This window comes from Sorangium sp. So ce887 (genome assembly GCF_051521455.1).
In the GTDB taxonomy this organism is placed as follows: Bacteria; Myxococcota_A; Polyangia; order Polyangiales; family Polyangiaceae; genus Sorangium.
In genome coordinates this window covers 7,955,715-7,972,638 of record NZ_CP150354.1, presented here as the reverse complement: position 1 = coordinate 7,972,638, position 16,924 = coordinate 7,955,715, and the positions used below count along the sequence as shown (strand labels likewise).

Below are 16,924 nucleotides of genomic sequence, written 5' to 3'. Positions count from 1 at the left end.
CTCGCCTTTGCGTAACGCCGTCGGTGTGCCAAGGGATTCCGTATCACCGCATGAAGAACGCGACGATCCCTTCTCGGTTCCAGGACACCGCAGATGCCCGCCGTCGCTTCGGCGACCAGCTCGATCGCCTCGCGCCCTTCCTGCTCCGCGTCGATCCGGTGGCCGACGCCGTCGTGGAGGCGTTCGCGTCGATGCCCTCGGGCCAGGGCTTTGGCCTCCTCGAGGCCGCCCTCGCGCGCGGCGTCGACCACGTCGCCAAAGACGCCCCGGCCGAGCTGCGGGCGCTCTTCGCGGCGGTCGACCACGTGCCCCTCTGGGTGGACTGGGAGGCGGTGAACCGCGGCGGGACGGCGTTCCTGCGCACGGGCGTGCTCGGGGGGGTCCTGCTCGCGATGCAGGCGCTCATCCTCGGGTACGCCTCGCCCGGCGGGAACAAACCGCTCGTCTTCTCGGGGAGGCTCCGCGAGCAGGCCGGGCGTCGCCTCGGCGAGACGAGCCGGTTCGTTTACGCCGTGAGCCAGGCGAACGGCATGCGCCGCTCCGGCGAGGGCTTCGCGATCACCGTGAAGGTGCGCATCATGCACGCCCAGGTGCGGCGCCTCATCCGCGCGAGCGGCCGGTGGCAGACATCGCTCTGGGGCGAGCCGATCAACCAGCACGACATGGTCGCGACGGCGCTGCTCTTCTCGGTCGCGGTGCTCGACGGCTTCGACAAGCTCGGCTACCACATCCCGCCCGACCAGAAAGAGGACCTCATCCATCTCTGGCGCTACGTGGCCTACGTCATCGGCGTCGAGCCGGAGCTCATCCCGGGGTCGTGCGCCGGGGCGAGGCGCCTGGCCGAGATGATCTTCGTCACGCAGGGCGCGCCGGACAACGACTCGCGCATGCTCGTCGACGCGCTGGTCACCCACAGCATCCGCAGCGCGCGGAGCGACGGCGAGCGCCGGCGCGCCGAGCGGATCATGGCCATCTTCTGCTGCGTATCCCGCGCCGTCCTGGGCGAGGAGCTCGCCGAGCAGCTCGGAGTGCCGCGGCAGACCTCGCTCCTCGCCGTGCCGCTGCTCCGCGCCGTCGCCGCCGCCTCGAGCCGCGCGCACGCGCTGCCGTCGCTGCAGGACTTCGCGCTCGGCCTCGGCGGCCGCTACTGGGAGCGCGCCATCGCGGTCGGCCTCGGCGGCCGTCCGGCCGACTTCGCCCCTCCGGAGCGCTTCGCCGGCGACCGGCCCTGAGCGAGCGAACCGCTGCGGGGCCGCGCGGGCTCCGAGCGCGCCGCGTGCGGGCCTTCCGGAGGCCCTGCGCCAAGAGCTCGCCCGGCTGTCGGGGTTGAACCGCGATCGGGTTCTGCGGTACGAGACCTCCCTCATGGAGATCATCCCCTACGGCGGTTGGAAGCGCGCCGCGCGCCTCGTCTGTGGCGACACGGAGCTCGTCGTCACGCTCGACATCGGCCCGCGGATCATGCGGTACGGCGTCATCGGCGGTCCGAACGAGCTGTCCGAGATCCCCGAAGATCAGGGCGCGACGGGCGGGACCAGGTACAGGTTCTACGGTGGCCACCGGCTCTGGATCGGCCCGGAGGACGAGCAGCGGACGCTGCAGCCCGACAACGATCCGGTGGAGTATCGGGAGGAGAACGGCGCGCACGTGTTCCGCTCCGCCCCGGACAGGTACGGGATGCAGAAGGAGATCCGCATCACGGCGGACGCCGCGGCGGGCAGGTTCGTCCTCGATCATGCGATCGAGAACCACGGCGCCTATGCGGTCGAGCTCACGCCCTGGTCGCTCACCGTGATGGCGGGCGGCGGTGAGTGCCTGTTCCCGCACGCGCCGTTCTTCCCGCACCCCGACCGCCTCTTGCCGGCGCGGCCGCTCGTGCTGTGGCCCTACGTCGACATGACCGATCCCCGGTGGACCTGGGGCAAGCGCGTGCTCCGCCTGCGGCAGGTCGCCGGCGAGGCCCCGCAGAAGGTGGGTATGCTCGTGAGCCAGGGCTACGCGGCGTACGCGAACCACGGGAACGTGTTCCTGAAGCGGTTCCCGTTCGTCGAGGGCGCGACCTACCCGGACATGGGGGTCAATTTCGAGGCCTTCACGAACCAGGACATGCTCGAGGTGGAGTCGCTCGGCCCGCTGCAGCGCGTGGAGCCGGGCGCCCGCGCGCAGCACCGGGAGGCGTGGTATCTCCTGAAGGGCGTGCAGCCGCCCGCAGACGACGTCGCGTGCGCGGCGTGGCTCGAGTCGCTCGCGGCGCAGCGCCCGCTGTGAACCGCAGGTCCTGAGCCCGCCGCGGGCCGGCTCACCTCCTCGGCGGCGGGCGGCGATCTTCGCGTCGCCGAACATCACGCCTCGGGGGCCATCGGCTTCGTCAGGAAGTCGCGCGGGGAGCCGAGCGCGACGGCGCTGGCCCGGCCAGCCTCGGCGCGGTCATTGGACGCAGGAGCACGCTCCGCCTGCATCACGCTGCACGCTCGCGCAGGACGTCGGAGCGAACCAGTCCGGCTTTCCGCTGCCCGAGAACCGTGCGATCAGCCGGCCGAAGCTCACGTGATAGTCGCCGTGCGCATCCCCTGTCACCGATGCCTCGAACGCGCGCGGTATCAGCAGGTTCGACCACTGGCCCACCGTATCCACGCCCGCCTTGGTCACCCGGTACAGGGCGCCGCATGTGCCGATGAGCACCGCATCGGCGCCTGGATCGAGCACGCGCGCGGCGGGGCAGCCGACGACATCTGCGTGCGGCGTCAGCGCCCAGTCACCTCGCTCGTTGCGGTCGATTCGATAGAGCTTCGTGTGCCTCGCGCACGCCTCGCCATGGCACAGCCCGGCGACCCCGATGAGCCCGAACGTGACGCGTGAGATCCATCGGATACGCTCGTCGAGCGCCGTGTCGATGCGTCGGCCTCGCATCCCCGTCTTGTCGACCCAGAAGAGACCCGCGCCGAACTCCCCTTTGTCGACCGCGACCAGCCAGCCATCGTCCACATCGATAACGCGACGTGCAGCGTCGGCGGGGATGCTGGAACGAAGCTCAGCTGGCAGCTCGACCGGGAGGGGGTCTACGACGGGAGCCCACTTGCCCACCTGGACAGGGAGCACGCGTCCCCCGTCATCGCGCCGGAGACCCCACATCGGTGCTGACAGCTGCCCGGCGCACTCGATGTCGTCCGGACGGGTTTGGGGGTCCGGGACAGCGACCCAACCGGGCCACGGAGCCCCACGCCCGGCCCCCTGCCCATCGGCAGCGCCTGTGGCCGGCTGGTGGACGCCATGGTCTACCTTCGTCGGTGCGGCTTCTCTCGCGCTCCTGGCTGCGCATGAGCAGAGACTGAACGTCGCAGCAGCAACGCCGCCGATACAGTGCAACCACGTCATGCGCATGAAGACCTCATCCTTGCAGCGGGCCGAGCGGAGGGGTTTTTGCGACTTCGATCGATGCTACTGGATTTGTCAGAACGAGCAACCTAGATGCGAGGTGATATTCGTCGCAGGGTCATATCTGTACCCACAGTCATCGCTGCACGCCACGAAATACATGCGACTGTCGGCCTCGGCGTCGGCTATGTCCTCGGGGCTGAACTCGGTGTCCACCCCTGCAGGGTGCGTGTGATAGTAGCCGACGACGCTTTCACCCGCAGAGAGCGAGATGCTCGCGGAGCAGAACGTCTGGGAATTCTGTGTCACCGGGGCTCCGGCGCGGTACTGGCCGTTGGCCTTCCGGACCACCAGGCCGCAGTATTCCCACAGGTTTCCGTTGGCTTGTGTCAGGTTCTGCGCGGCCTGCAACGCCAGCACGCCGCTCCCCACAAGCTGCGGGCTGTCATAGAGCGCGCTCGCGGACTCTTCCGTCTTCTCCTCCTCGGCAGCTTCGTAAATACAGCCCGAAGAAACGACAGCTGCCAGAAGGGCAAAGGCAGCACCAACGAGCGCTCTCACGCCTGCATGTCTCTGTTCCATCAGTAGGATCTCCTTGAATTGAGTCCAGTAAAGGTCGGCTGCGATGCAGGAACATCGCTCTCTGAATCGTCACAAAGTCCGGCGCCTCGTCCGATGACCTGCTGGACGACGCGAAGGGGCCCCGGTAGTCCCCGTACAGCACACGTCCGCTTGCTTCAGCCGGACGGAGGTCAGCGTATGTGCGCCGGATTGTTTGCGTCAACACTCGGCTGCGTTACGTTCCTGCTACGAAGCCTCGCTCGCAATTTGGAGCGACGATGCACGGGTGATGATGGGTACCGACCCCTCGCCGGAGGATCTTCAGCAGGTTCGGCGCACTAGAGACCGCCCGGACAGCCGGGCGCTGCGCTCCTGGGCAGCGCTGCCGCGCGCCTCAGGAACCCCTCTGTGGCCTGCGCCGACGCCTCCGGCGCGAGCTGCAGCACGAGGTGCGGCGCGTCCACCGTGACGGACTCGAGGTCGGGCCGCAGGCGGCGGAGCTCGCGGAGCACGCGCGGCGGCACCAGCGCGTCGCCCGCGGCGCCCAGGTAGAGCAGCGGCGCGGCGCAGCGCTGGAGCAGCGCGCGCGCGTCCACCGAGAGCACCTCGCGCACGCGCGCCGCCATCACCGCGGGGTCGACGGTCGCCACGTTCGCGGCCACGCGCTCGATCCACGCGGCGGTGGCGCCCGCGCCGACGAGGTAGCGGCGCGAGACGAACGCCGGCGCGCGCCGGCGGAAGAGCCACGGACCGACGAGGTGCCGCGCGAGCGACGGGACGAGCCACACCGGGTTCGTGACGAAGGTGGCCACGAGGACGACGCCGACGAGCTCGCCGGGGCGCCGGCAGGCCAGGCGGAGCGCGAGCGGCCCCGAGAACGACTCGCCGAGCAGCGCGTACGGCCCGTCCGCGGGGAGGCGCTCCGCGACGAGCTCCTCGAGCGCGTCGTAGTCGAGCGCCCTGTCCGCAGGGTAGGAGACCACCTCCGGCGCGATGTCGCCGGACAGCGCCTCGAGGAACGGCTCGAAGAGCGCGCCGGTGCCGTCGAGGCCGGGGAGGAGCAGCAGCCTGAGCGGCTCGTTGCCGGGCACCATGGGCCGTCAGTCGGGAGCGCGGGTGTACTCGACGCCGCGCTCGACGACCACGGCGATCGGGCGCGGCGAGGCCGAGGCGGTTGCCCGCGGCTCCGGGGCGCCGGCGGTGGCCTGCGCGTCGGCGCAGCCAGAGAGCCAGGCGAGGAGCACCGCCGCGACAGCGATCGTGCGGGCGCGCCGGTGCGTCTTGAGGTCTCGATCGCTCCGCATGCGCGACCCGACGAGGATACCGGGACGCAGCACGCAGATCAGCAGGAAAGGAGGCCTCCCGGCGCGCCGCGCGCTCGGCCCGTGGCGCGCTCGTGCGGCGTCGCTCGCCGCGGCGTCCGGTGCGCCGAAAGGCGGAGCGGCCGCAGCGCCGCGCGGAAGGCTTTGCTCGTCCCGCGCGCTCGGCTATGCGGAGGCTCATGCCGCTCCACCCCCTCGCAGGCCGTAAAGCCCCGCCCGATGTGCTGATCGATCCGGACAAGCTGCGCGCGCAGTACTACAGCGAGGTCCCCGACCCGAGCGACCCGCAGCAGCGCGTCGCCTTCGGCACCTCCGGTCACCGCGGCTCGGCCGCGCGGCGCAGCTTCAACGAGGCCCACGTCCTCGCGATCGCCCAGGGCATCTGCGACTACCGCGCGAAGCAGGGCACGACGGGCTCGCTCTACCTCGGCATGGACACGCACGCGCTCTCCGAGCCGGCGCAGCGCTCCGTCATCGAGGTCTTCGCGGCCAACGGCGTCGACGTCCTCTTCGCCGAGCACAACGGCGTCACGCCGACGCCGGTCATCTCGCACGCGATCCTCACCCAGAACCGCGGGCGCACCTCGGGGCTCGCCGACGGCGTGGTGATCACGCCCTCGCACAACCCGCCCGACGACGGCGGCATCAAGTACAACCCGCCCAACGGCGGGCCCGCCGACACCACCGTCACCGGCTGGATCGAGGACCGCGCCAACGAGCTGCTCCGCGCCGGCAACGCGGGCGTGAAGCGCATGCCCTACGAGTCCGCGCTGCACGCGTCGACGACCCACCCGTACGATTACATCGGCTCCTACGTCGCCGATCTCGGCAACGTCGTCGATCTCGAGGCCGTGCGCGGCGCCAAGCTGCGCCTCGGCGTCGACCCGCTCGGCGGCTCGAACATCGCGTACTGGGCGCCGATCGCCGAGAAATTCGGGCTGGATCTGACCGTGGTGAACCAGGTCATCGACCCCACCTTCAGCTTCATGCCCCTCGATCACGACGGCAAGATCCGCATGGATTGCTCGTCGCCGTACGCGATGGCGAACCTCATCGCGCTCAAGGACGACTACGACCTCGCGTTCGGCAACGACGCCGACTCGGATCGCCACGGCATCGTCACGCGCAGCGCCGGGCTGATGAACCCGAATCACTACCTCGCCGTGGCGATTTCCTATCTGTACCAGAACCGCCCGCACTGGCGGCCTGACGCGGCCGTGGGCAAGACGCTCGTCTCGAGCAGCATGATCGACCGGGTGGCGAAGCACCTCGGCCGCCCGCTGCGCGAGGTGCCGGTCGGCTTCAAGTGGTTCGTCGACGGGCTGCTCGACGGCTCGCTCGGCTTCGGCGGCGAGGAGAGCGCGGGGGCCTCGTTCCTGCGGCGCAACGGGCAGGTGTGGTCCACGGACAAGGACGGCATCCTCCTCGACCTGCTCGCCGCCGAGATCCTCGCGCGCACCGGCCGCGACCCCGCCGAGCACTACCGCGACCTGACCGAGCGCTTCGGCGCGCCGCTCTACACCCGCATCGACGCGCCCGCCACGCCGAGCCAGAAGAGCGTGCTCAAGAAGCTCTCCCCCGACGCGGTGCGCGCCACCTCCCTCGCGGGCGAGCCGATCACCGCGAAGCTCACGCGCGCGCCCGGCAACGGCGGCGAGATCGGCGGGCTCAAGGTCGTCGCCGAGAACGGCTGGTTCGCCGCGCGGCCCTCGGGCACCGAGGACGTCTACAAGATCTACGCCGAGAGCTTCAAGGACCAGGCGCACCTCGATCGCGTGCTCGACGAGGCGCGCGCGATGGTCGCCGACGCGCTGTCGAGCAAGTGAGCCCGGGCGCGGCGGCGCCGTGAGGACGCGGCGCCGGGTCGCCGGGTCAGAAGAGCGACAGCTGCCGCCGCGCGCCGGTCATCGCGTCGAAATCGGGCCCGCCCAGCCACCGCAGCACCGAGTCCGCGATCGGCTTGAGCTGCTGCGACACGTAATGGTCGTAGTCCGGCGGCGCGGTCGTCTGGCCCGCCGGCTCGGGGCCCGCGCGCGTGATCACGTAAGCCACGATCCGCCCCGCGTCCCCGCTCAGCTTGCGGGCCGCCTTGACGTGCGGCGGCGTCGTCTTCGTGTAGGCGCCGAGCGGCTTCCGCAGCGCCTTCTTGTACACGAGCTCCGCGTCGAACCGCCCCGCGCGCAGCTCCGTCACGAAGGCCCGCACGAAGCCCTCGACCGGGCGATCGTGGAACACGAGATCGAGCAGCTCCCGCTGGAAGCGCCGCGCCACGGCGCTCGCGTCCCGCCGGACCGCCTCGAGCCCGACGATCTCGAGCTTGCCGCCGCCCTCGCCGGCGACGAGGCCCGCATACCGCTTCTTGCTGCCCTGCGCGGCGCCGCGCAGCTCGGGCAAAAGGAAGCGCGCATAGACCTTCTCGAACTCGAGCTCCAGCCGGCTCTCGCACCCGAAGGTCCTCCCGATCTCGGCGGCGACCGACCCCGAGACGGCGTCGCGGAGCTCCTCGGCGCGGGCGGCGGCGCGCGCGGCGTCCGGCTCCCCGAACTCGACGAAGAGCGAGTCGGTGTCGCCATAGAGGACCCGGTGTCCGGCCTTCCGCACCGCCTCGGCCGTCAGCCGGATGACGTGCTGGCCGGCGCTGGTGATGGCGTTCGCGACGGCCGGAGAGAACAGGCGCGACGCCGGGGAGCCGAGCACGCCGAAGAGCGAGTTCATGAGGATCTTGATCGCCATCGCGCCCCGCTCATCGCCCGCCCGCCGCGCATCGGCCCGCTCGTCCCAGAACCGCGCGACGAGCTCGGGGAGGATGCCCGGCTCGCCGCGCCGGAACGCCGCGCCGCCCGGCGTCACGATGAGCGCCTCGGGCGGCGCGCCGTCCCCGGCGACGAACGTCAGCGGATCGATGTTGAAGGTGCGAATGAGGCTCGGATAGAGGCTCTTGTAATCGTACACCACGATGTTGCGGTACAGCCCCGGGAGCGGCTCGAGCACGAGGCCGCCGGCGATCTCGACCTCCTCGTCCGGCGCCTCCCTCGACACCGACGGCGCCACCTTGCCGCGGGCGCGGAGCGCGGGCAGGTACAGCGAGTCGATCGCGGCGATCTGCGCGCCCACGCGGTCGACCTGCATGCCCGTGAGCAGGCTCCTCCGCACCGAGAGCTCGATCAGCCCGGTCTTCTCCAGCAGATCCCGGACGAGCCGGGCGTCCTCGAGGTTGTAGGCCGCGAGGCGGGCCGGGTCGTCGCGGTACGACGCCTCGATCTGGGCGCCCCGGTCCTCGGACCCGAACAGCTTGCCGCGCCCGAGGATCGTCTGCGCGGCGGTCTCGAGGCGGTAATCGTCGAGGCGCATGAAGGCGCTGCGGAGGAGCGCGAGGCCGTCGAGCACCACGCGCCCCGGGAGGATGGCGCGAGCCTCGCGCGAGAAGCCCGGATCGCGCAGGATCGCGATCTCGTCAGCGCCCCGCCCGAGCGCGCACGAGAGCCCGGCGCGGCGGCAGTAGCGCTGGAGCGCGGGCAGATCGAAGTCGGGGATGTTCCAGCCGGTGAGGACGTCGGGATCCGCCTTCGCGACGTACGCGAGGAACCGCTCGAGGAGCGACCGCTCGTCGGGAAAGCGCTCGACGTAGGCGGGCAGGCCGCCGGGCACGGGCTCGTCGCGGACGAGGAGGCAGCGCTCGCCGCCCGCCCCCGCGAGGCCGATTGAAAAGAGGTGCTCGCCGTCGAGGCTCGTCTCGATGTCGAGCGACAGCACGCGCAGCGCCGGGACGAAGGTCGCGGGGACGAGCTCGGGGTTGCGGTACACGCGCCCGACGCCTGGGCGGAGCTCGAACGGCCCGGAGACCGCGAACGCCCCGCGGACGCCGCGATCGATGAGGAAGCGGTAGGCGAAGCGCACGTCCGCCTCGAGGGCGTCGGCGCCGGCCTCGGCCAGCTTGTCGCGCAGCGCCGCGACGTCCCGCGGGAGCGCGGCGTCGATGCGCAGGACCGGCTCGCCGTCGAGCGTCTCGAGCGCCTCCGGGGAGACGCGGTTGCCCGCGAGCCGCCGCGCGATGTCCGCGTCGCTCTCGCGCACGAAGAAGTAAGGCCTGAACCGGTCCTCGATGACGAGCGCCGGGGTGCCGTCCTCCATCACCGCGTACAGATGGATTTCCGGGCAGCCGGCGACGACCCGGTAGGTGGGCGTGAGGATGAAGCCGCGGTCAGGCATGTGCGGGTGCGCGGAGGCCTCCGTGCGAGCTCGTCGCCGGCGCGCGGGCGGCCCGGGACCGCTCCGCGCCACGCCACACTTGACCACCGGGGCCGGCCCCCCGCAACCCCCTCTCGCCCCCCGCGCCCAGGATTTCCCGGAGGAGCGCGAGGGTCGAGGGAGCCGGCCTCCGCCGGAGAGGACGCCTTTCGCGGAGGCGCTCTCTCTCGATGGATGACGGCAAGACTCCCTCTTCGCCGTGAAGGCCTGAGAGGCGGCGACGAGCGCTCGCCGGGTGCGCGGCGATCGCCCTCCCTGCGCGCCTCGAGGTGAGCAGCGCGGTCGCGCCGATTCCGTCGAGAGCGGGTCCACCGCTTGCTTGATGTCTGAGACGTCGTGAACCGCGGGCGTCCATGGATGGGTCCGTGAAGCGCTCCGTGGAAATCAAGGAAGGGAATCCACCATGATGCGTCATCATTTCAAGCATCGCGTCGCGGTGATCGCCGCGCTCGCCGCGAGCGTCATCGCCAGCTCTGCGCACGCGACCGGGCGGGGAGGTTACGCTCAGAAAGGTGCGCAGATCTCCCAGCAGCAGAGACCGCAGCAGCAGAGGCCGCAGCAGCAGAGGCCGCAGCGCGCGCAGGCCCAGGTGTCGGACGGCGCCATCGCCGGGATCATCTCGGCCAGCAACCAGATCGAGATCACCCTGGCGACGATCGCCCGCAAGCAGGCGCGGTCGCGCGAGGTCAAGGATTTCGCCAGGGAGATGCTCGAATCCCACACCCAGACCGAGCGCCGTCTGAGCGCGGTTCTCCTGCGTCTCAGGATCGAGGTGCAGCCGACGCGGATGAGCGCGATGCTCGTCGGGCACTCGCCGGTCTTCGCGAATTACCTCCGCAAACAGCCGGCCAAGAAATTCGACCAGGTGTTCATGGCCACCCAGGTGATGACGCACCGCTACGCCCTGCGGATGCTGGACGAGCAGCTCATCCCGAAGGCGGAAGCGCCGGCCCTGAAGGAGGAGCTCCAGCGCATTCGTGATGAGGTGGCGAGCCACCTGGAGCATGCGCGGACGATCCTGGCGACGCTGGAGAAGCAGCAGGGCACGCCGTCAGAGCAGGGTCGCTAGCTCCCCGCTCTTTCCAGGGGGGTGGCCGGATTTGAACATGAAGGCGGGGAGGCGGGAAGAAAAGATCAATGATCTTCCTGCCTTCCTGCCTTCCCGCCTTCATGGGATTCACTCCGGGTCAAATAGGCCACCACCCCCTCCGTGGCCCGGCGTCAGGGTGCGAACACCGCGCGCATGCACCCTTCCGCGCGCTCGTCGAACAGCCGGTATCCGCGCGGCCCGTCGTCCAGGCACATCCGGTGCGTCACGAGGTACGAAGGATCGAGGTCGCCGCGCTGCATGAGCTCGAGCAGCCTCGGGATGTACCGCTGTCCGTGCTGCTGTCCGGTCCTGACGATCAGCGCCTTGTTCATGAGCGCGCCGAGCGGGATCTTGTCGGCGAACCCGGAATAGACGCCCACGATCGACACCGTACCGCCCTTGCGGCAGGCCAGCATCGCCTCGCGCACCACGAGCGGACGGTCGTTCTGCAGCCGGAACGTCTGCTTCACCCGGTCGTACGCGTACTGCAGGCCCGTGCCGTCGGCCTCCATGCCGACCGCGTCGATGCAGGCGTCGGGGCCGCGCCCGCCCGTCATTTCGCGGAGCGCCTCCTGCACGTCGACCTCGGCGTAGCTCAGGACCTCGGCGCCCCCGTGCGCCTTCGCCATCGCCAGGCGGTCCGGGACCCTGTCGATCGCGATCACGCGCTCGGCGCCGAGGAGATAGGCGCTCTTGATCGCCATCTGACCGACGCCGCCGCACCCCCACACGGCCACGACCTGGCCCGGGCGGATGTCGCAGAGCTCGGCCGCCATGTAGCCCGTCGAGAGCGCGTCGGAGGCGAACAGGGCGCTCTCGTCCCGCACCCCGTCGGGCACCTTGAACGCGCCGTGATCCGCGAACGGCACGCGCACGTACTCGGCGTGGCTCCCCGCGACCCCCCCGAAGGCGTGCGAGTAGCCGAAGATCGCGGCCGTCGTGTCCCCGAACACCCGGTCCGCCACCACGTGGTGAGGATTCGAGTTCTCGCAGAGCGACCACAGCTCGCTCTGGCAATACGCGCACCGCCCGCACCCGATGATGGACGCCACGACCACCCGATCACCCCGCTGTACCCGCTTCACCTCCGCGCCGGTCTCCACGACCTCGCCGAGGAACTCGTGCCCGAGGATGTCTCCCTCCTTCATCGTCGGGACGTACCCGTGGAGCAGGTGCAGATCCGAGCCGCAGACCGACGACAGCGAGACGCGGACGATGGCGTCGTGCGGGCCGAGGAGCCTCGGCTCCGGCACCGACTCGACGACGACGTCATTCACCCCGTTCCAGCAGATCGCTCGCATGATCACATCCTTTCACGGCCTGTCCGGCCGGACGGCTGCCCCACCGTCGTCGGGATCTCTCCGATCTCGATCCATTGCCTCAACCGCCGCAGATCGCCCCGCAGCCGCCGCTTCGGGACCTCCGCGAGCAGCGCGCCGGCCGCGCGGGCGAGCCGCCCCCTCGGCCGCGCGCCGGGCAGGACCACCCGGATCTCCGTGCCCCGCGCTCCCGGCGCCTCGGCGAGCGACACGAGCCCTGTCCTCCCGCGCTCCCGGCCTTCCATGCCGGACGTCCAGATCGTCGAGGTCCCCTCGGCCACGCCCCTCTCCACGCGCGCGACCCGCTGCAGGTAGCGCCGCACGCCCTCCGCGTCGTACAGCGCGCACAGCACCGCCGCGCGCGCCCGGCTCACCGTGACGCTGCTCGCGATCCGCGGCGCGTGCACCCCGAGCGCCCGCAGCACCGGCGCCGCCATCTCGACCCCGAGCGCCGGCCGCTCCTCGGACAGCCCGGAGATCCGCTCGAAGGCGCGGTATGCCGCCGTCTCCACGCGGCTCCAGAGCCGCCTCGCGATTCCCCTCCTTCGCGGCAGCGGCGCGCACGGCTCGCCCGGCCCTGCGGCGAACACCTGCGCTCCCGGCGAGGCCCTCTCCTGCTCCGGCGGGGGCGCGCCCTCGCTCGCGCTCCGCTCCCGGCCCGCGCTCTGCTCCGTACGTTGCGCCGCGGCGCGCGCTCGCAGGACAGCCTTCTTTTTTGCCATCTTTCCCCCCTCGAGCCTCGTCCAGAGAGCCCACGAAGGCGCGTTGCAAGCAGGCGGCCACTCGCGATGATCCAGCCGCTCACGTTGCAACGATGCTCCGAACACTCCACCGCCGTTGCGAGCGGCCCCAGCAAGGAGCTCCGCGCGAGCGCTCCCTTTCGCGGCGTACGCGAGAAAGACGGATTGCAGCGTGGAGAGAAGAAGGTTGCGGTGCCTGAAATTCCGGGCGATACTCGGCGCGCCAGGACGCTCCTTAACTCACATGATGTCCGGCTTAAGGCGACTCCTGATTGGCATTTGGCGGAGTACGGAGACTCGAACGTATGAAGACTAGAATTTTTCTGCGCGGATTTAACTTGGCGATCGCCGGCCTGGCCGTGGCGGCGTTCGCGGGGTGCGGTGATGACGACGGGGGCGGCTCCGGGGGCGCGGGCGGCGCGGGCGGCGCGGGCAGCACCACCTCGGGCACCGTGGAACCGTCGACCACGACGACGACGGGGACCACGGAGCCCACCACCTCGACCACGACGGCCGCGAGCACCTCGGCGACGACGGGCACGGGCGGCGGCCCCCAGACGATCGAGATGATCGATGACATGGAGGACGGCGACAATGCCCTCCTGCCCGAGGGGGGTCGAGTCGGCTACTGGTACACCTTCAATGACGGGACGGAGGGGGCCACGCAGAATCCTCCGCCCGATCCGGACGGGACCGGGGAGACGCCTTTCACCATGGCGGAGCTCGATCCGGCGCGCGGGCAGAGCGCGTACGCGGCGCGCTCCTGGGGCACGGGCTTCGAGGACTGGGGCATCGGGTTCGGCTTCGATCTGAACAGCGTCGAGGGGGCCAAGACCGAATATGACGCCTCGGCGTACACCGGAATCACGTTCTGGGCCAAGCTCGGTCCGAGCTCCGGCACGGGCGCGGTCGTCCTGATCTCGGACCCGGGCACGGACCCGGTCGGCGGTGCCTGCTCCGACCTGTGCGACCCGTGGAAGAAGGACCTCGCCGTCACCGAGGAGTGGCAGCAGTTCACCATTCCTTTCGCCGACATGAAGCAGGGCGGCTGGGGCGATCCGGCGGGCACCGAGCAGATCGACGCGGCGAAGCTCTACTCCATCCAGTTCCAGATCACCGACGCGGCCTCGTTCGACGTCTACATCGACGACCTCGGCTTCTACAACTGAGCGCCCTCGCGCCGGCCTCTCCCCAGGGGCCGTCGCGCCGCGGGCCGTCATTCATTCTGCACGTCTTGCGCTTCCAGCTGGCCCGGGCGACGGCGACGGCGACGACTGCCCGCGCAGCTCGTCCGTGCGCCGCCCGGGCGCCGTCCGAAATAAGTGCTTGCATCTCAGGCGTGTCCCGGGTAAACGTGGCCGCGCTTCCGCACCTGCGCCCAGGACAATGCCTCTCCTCGAGCTCGCATCGATAACGAAGCAGTTCCCGGGCGTGAAAGCCCTCGACGGCGTATCGTTCGACCTCCAGGAGGGCGAGATTCACGCCCTCTGCGGCGAGAACGGCGCGGGCAAGAGCACCCTCATCAAGACCCTGTGCGGCTACTACCCGGCCGGCACGTACGGCGGCGAGATCCGCTTGAACGGCCGCGTCGTGGAGTTCAGCAGCATGCGCGGCGCCGAGGAGCACCGGATCGCGCTCATCGCGCAGGAGCTCGCGCTCGTCCCCGACCTCACCGTGGCCGAGAACCTCGTGCTCGGGCGCGAGCCCGTCCGGGGAGGGCTCATCGACTGGGACGCGGTGCGGGCCGTGGCGCGGCAGGCGCTCGCGCGCGTGGGGCTCGACGTCGACCCCGAGCGCCCGATCAAGGACCTTGGCATCGGCCAGCAGCAGATGGTCGAGATCGCGAAGGCGCTGCTCAAGGACGCGAAGATCCTCGTCCTCGACGAGCCCACGGCGGCGCTCACCGACTCCGGCGTGAGGACGCTGCTCGGCCTGCTGCGCGACCTGCGCGCCCGCGGCGTCTCCTGCATCTACATCAGCCACCGTCTCGAGGAGGTCTTCGAGATCGCCGACCGCATCACGGTCCTCCGGGACGGCAAATCGATCACGACGCAGCCGCGGACCGAGCTCTCGCCGGACAAGGTCATCTCGTTCATGGTCGGGCGCGAGGTGACGAACCTCTATCCCTGCCCGCCGCCGCCGGAGGGCCCCGTCGCGCTCTCGGTCGAGCGCTGGTCGGTCGAGGACGCGGGGCACCCCGGACGGTTCGTGCTGCGCGACGTGAGCTTCGAGGTGCGCGCCGGCGAGGTGCTGGGCGTCGGCGGCCTCATGGGCGCCGGGCGCACCGCGCTCGTCTCGACGATCTTCGGCGCGGCCCAGAGCCGCGTCACCGGCGCGATCTCGGTCTGCGGACGGCCCGCCTCGCCGCCGTTCACGGCGCCCGCCCGGGCCATCGAGGCGGGCATCGCGCTCGTCAGCGAGGATCGCAAGCGCTACGGCCTCGTGCTCGAGGCGACCCTCCTCGACAACATCACGCTCGCGACCCTGCGCCGGTTCGTGAAGGGGCTCTTCCTCGATCACGCCGCGCGGGAGGCCACGGCGGTCGAGCAGATGAGGGCGCTCAGGACCAAGGCGCCGGGGCCGCTCGCGCTCGCGAACCAGCTCTCGGGCGGCAACCAGCAGAAGATCGTCATCGGCAAGTGGCTGATGACGGGGCCGCGCGTGCTCCTGCTCGACGAGCCGACCCGGGGCATCGACGTCGGGGCGAAGGCGGAGATCTACCAGCTCATTCACAAGCTCGCTTCGGACGGGCTCGCCGTGGTGCTCATCTCCTCCGACCTGCCGGAGCTGCTCGGCATGAGCCACCGCGTGCTGGTGCTCACCCAGGGCAGGGCGACCGCCTGCCTCGACCGGAAGGACGCCACCGCCGAGCGCGTGATGGCTGCAGCAACGAGGAAGGTGACGGAATGAGCGAGGCGAAGCTTCGCGTGCGTATCCCCTGGCGCGCCCTCTCGATGGTTGGCTCGCTCATCGCGATCTGGGTCGCCTTCTCGATCACGACCGACGGGACGTTCGTGACGTCGCGCAACCTGACGCTGCTCGCGCGGCAGATGTCGGTGACCTCGATCCTGGCCGTCGGCATGGTGATGGTCATCGTCGCGGGGCAGATCGACCTCTCGGTGGGCGCCCTGGCCGGCCTGCTCGGCGCCACGTCGGCGATCATCTACGTGAACCTCGACTGGCCGCTGCCGGCCGCCTTCCTCCTGCCGCTCGCCCTCGGGGCGTTCCTTGGCTTCGTGCAGGGGACGCTCGTGGCGCGGCTGCGCATCCCCCCCTTCATCGTCACGCTCGGCGGGATGCTCATCTTCCAGGGCGCCATGCTCGGCACCACCGGGGGCGTCTCCGTGTCACCGGCGCGGCCCTACCTGTTCGTCGGCCAGGCGTATGTGCCGCACGCGCTCGGCTGGGCGGGCGCGGGCCTCCTCTCCGTCGTGCTGCTGTACAAGGCGGCGCGCGCGACCGGCTCGGCGCGCCTCCCGTGGCTCGGGCTCACCGTGTTCACCCTCGCGTTCGCCGCGCTGATGAACTCCTACCAGGGTGTCCCGTTCCCCGTGCTGGTCGTCATCCTGCTCGCGGCCGCGTTCACGGTGCTGGCGAAGCACACGACGTTCGGGCGGCACCTCTACGCGATCGGCGGCAACCGCGAGGCGGCCTTCTACTCCGGCATCAACATCGATCGTCACCTCATCGCGGTGTTCACGCTGATGGGCGTGATGTCGGCCATCGCGGGCATCGTGCTCACCGCCCGGGTCGGCTCGGCGACCTCGGACGCCGGCCGGATGATGGAGCTCGACGCCATCGCGGCCGCCGTGATCGGGGGCACGTCGCTCCTCGGCGGACAGGGCACCATCTGGGGCGCGCTGCTCGGCGCGCTCGTCATGGCCTCGCTCGACAACGGCATGAGCCTGATGAACACCGAGAGCTTCTGGCAGCCGATCATCAAGGGCGTGATCCTCATCCTCGCCGTCGGCATCGACATGGCCAGCCGCAAATCCCGCTCCCACTGAGCGACGGCTCACCCGCTTCGGATACGGGCCCATCTCGACGTTTTCGGTGCTCGGCGCACTGGAGTGCGCCTGTGCGCCGAAAACGCCGATCTGGGTCCGTCTCCTGTGCGGGTGAGCCGCCGCTCGGGGGCTCGTGAGAGGGCGGTCGGGGGCTCGTGAGAGGGCGGTCGGGGGCTCGTGAGAGGGCGGTCGGGGGCTCGTGAGAGGGCGGTCGGGGGCTCGTGAGAGGGCGGTCGGGGGCTCGTGAGAGGGCGGTCGGGGG

General features: G+C 70.8%; 14 protein-coding genes. 7 read left to right on the top strand and 7 right to left on the bottom strand.

Annotated elements, in window-relative coordinates; translation table 11 throughout:
- The first annotated feature begins 50 nt into the window (after positions 1–50).
- Both WMF36_RS29365 and WMF36_RS29360 read left to right on the top strand, forming a co-directional pair.
- The gene (locus WMF36_RS29365) at positions 51–1,232 is read left to right on the top strand and encodes an oxygenase MpaB family protein (RefSeq protein WP_437574083.1); all 1,182 of its coding nucleotides are present in this window, start codon (positions 51–53) and stop codon (positions 1,230–1,232) included.
- Positions 1,233–1,365: 133 nt separating this feature from the next.
- On the top strand, positions 1,366–2,268 hold the full coding sequence (locus tag WMF36_RS29360; protein ID WP_437574082.1) for a hypothetical protein: 903 nt from the start codon (positions 1,366–1,368) through the stop codon (positions 2,266–2,268).
- Positions 2,269–2,427: 159 nt separating this feature from the next.
- On the opposite strand, the gene WMF36_RS29355 is transcribed toward WMF36_RS29360, so the two are convergent.
- From WMF36_RS29355 to WMF36_RS29340, 4 genes are all read right to left on the bottom strand, one after another.
- Positions 2,428–2,985 carry a hypothetical protein gene (locus WMF36_RS29355; protein ID WP_437574081.1) on the bottom strand — a complete coding sequence of 186 codons (558 nt, stop codon included), beginning with the start codon at positions 2,983–2,985 and terminating at the stop codon, positions 2,428–2,430.
- Positions 2,986–3,450: 465 nt separating this feature from the next.
- On the bottom strand, positions 3,451–3,957 hold the full coding sequence (locus WMF36_RS29350; RefSeq protein WP_437574080.1) for a DUF4329 domain-containing protein: 507 nt from the start codon (positions 3,955–3,957) through the stop codon (positions 3,451–3,453).
- A gap of 317 nt (positions 3,958–4,274) precedes the next feature.
- On the bottom strand, positions 4,275–5,030 hold the full coding sequence (locus tag WMF36_RS29345) for an alpha/beta fold hydrolase (RefSeq protein ID WP_437574079.1): 756 nt from the start codon (positions 5,028–5,030) through the stop codon (positions 4,275–4,277).
- Positions 5,031–5,036: 6 nt separating this feature from the next.
- Positions 5,037–5,273: a hypothetical protein gene (locus tag WMF36_RS29340; protein ID WP_437574077.1), complete on the bottom strand. Its 237-nt coding sequence runs from the start codon at positions 5,271–5,273 to the stop codon at positions 5,037–5,039.
- Positions 5,274–5,437: 164 nt separating this feature from the next.
- Between WMF36_RS29340 and pgm the strand changes: the two genes are divergently transcribed.
- On the top strand, positions 5,438–7,084 hold the full coding sequence (gene pgm, locus WMF36_RS29335) for a phosphoglucomutase (alpha-D-glucose-1,6-bisphosphate-dependent) (RefSeq protein WP_437574076.1): 1,647 nt from the start codon (positions 5,438–5,440) through the stop codon (positions 7,082–7,084).
- 46 nt (positions 7,085–7,130) lie between these two features.
- Here pgm and WMF36_RS29330 read toward each other — a convergent pair whose 3' ends face one another.
- On the bottom strand, positions 7,131–9,467 hold the full coding sequence (locus WMF36_RS29330; protein ID WP_437574075.1) for a DNA polymerase II: 2,337 nt from the start codon (positions 9,465–9,467) through the stop codon (positions 7,131–7,133).
- Positions 9,468–9,942: 475 nt separating this feature from the next.
- On the opposite strand from WMF36_RS29330, the gene WMF36_RS29325 reads away from it, so the two are divergent.
- Entirely contained in the window at positions 9,943–10,575 is a 633-nt protein-coding gene (locus tag WMF36_RS29325) for a DUF4142 domain-containing protein (protein ID WP_437574074.1), read from the top strand.
- A 152-nt stretch (positions 10,576–10,727) separates the two neighbouring features.
- Here the strand turns inward: WMF36_RS29325 and WMF36_RS29320 are convergent, their stop codons facing one another.
- Together WMF36_RS29320 and WMF36_RS29315 are read right to left on the bottom strand one after the other, a co-directional pair.
- The gene (locus tag WMF36_RS29320; RefSeq protein WP_437574073.1) at positions 10,728–11,897 is read right to left on the bottom strand and encodes a zinc-dependent alcohol dehydrogenase; all 1,170 of its coding nucleotides are present in this window, start codon (positions 11,895–11,897) and stop codon (positions 10,728–10,730) included.
- Positions 11,898–11,899: 2 nt separating this feature from the next.
- Entirely contained in the window at positions 11,900–12,637 is a 738-nt protein-coding gene (locus tag WMF36_RS29315; protein ID WP_437574072.1) for a hypothetical protein, read from the bottom strand.
- Between the two features lie 356 nt (positions 12,638–12,993).
- Here WMF36_RS29315 and WMF36_RS29310 point away from each other — a divergent pair, with 356 nt between their 5' ends.
- From WMF36_RS29310 to WMF36_RS29300, 3 genes are all read left to right on the top strand, one after another.
- Positions 12,994–13,824, top strand: a complete 831-nt coding sequence (locus WMF36_RS29310) for a hypothetical protein (RefSeq protein WP_437574071.1) — start codon at positions 12,994–12,996, stop codon at positions 13,822–13,824.
- 217 nt (positions 13,825–14,041) lie between these two features.
- The gene (locus WMF36_RS29305) at positions 14,042–15,565 is read left to right on the top strand and encodes a sugar ABC transporter ATP-binding protein (protein WP_437574070.1); all 1,524 of its coding nucleotides are present in this window, start codon (positions 14,042–14,044) and stop codon (positions 15,563–15,565) included.
- A complete protein-coding gene (locus tag WMF36_RS29300) occupies positions 15,562–16,662 on the top strand; it encodes a sugar ABC transporter permease (protein WP_437574069.1) in 1,101 nt (366 codons plus the stop codon). The genes WMF36_RS29305 and WMF36_RS29300 overlap by 4 nt, the downstream gene beginning before the upstream one ends.
- The last annotated feature ends 262 nt before the right edge of the window (positions 16,663–16,924 follow it).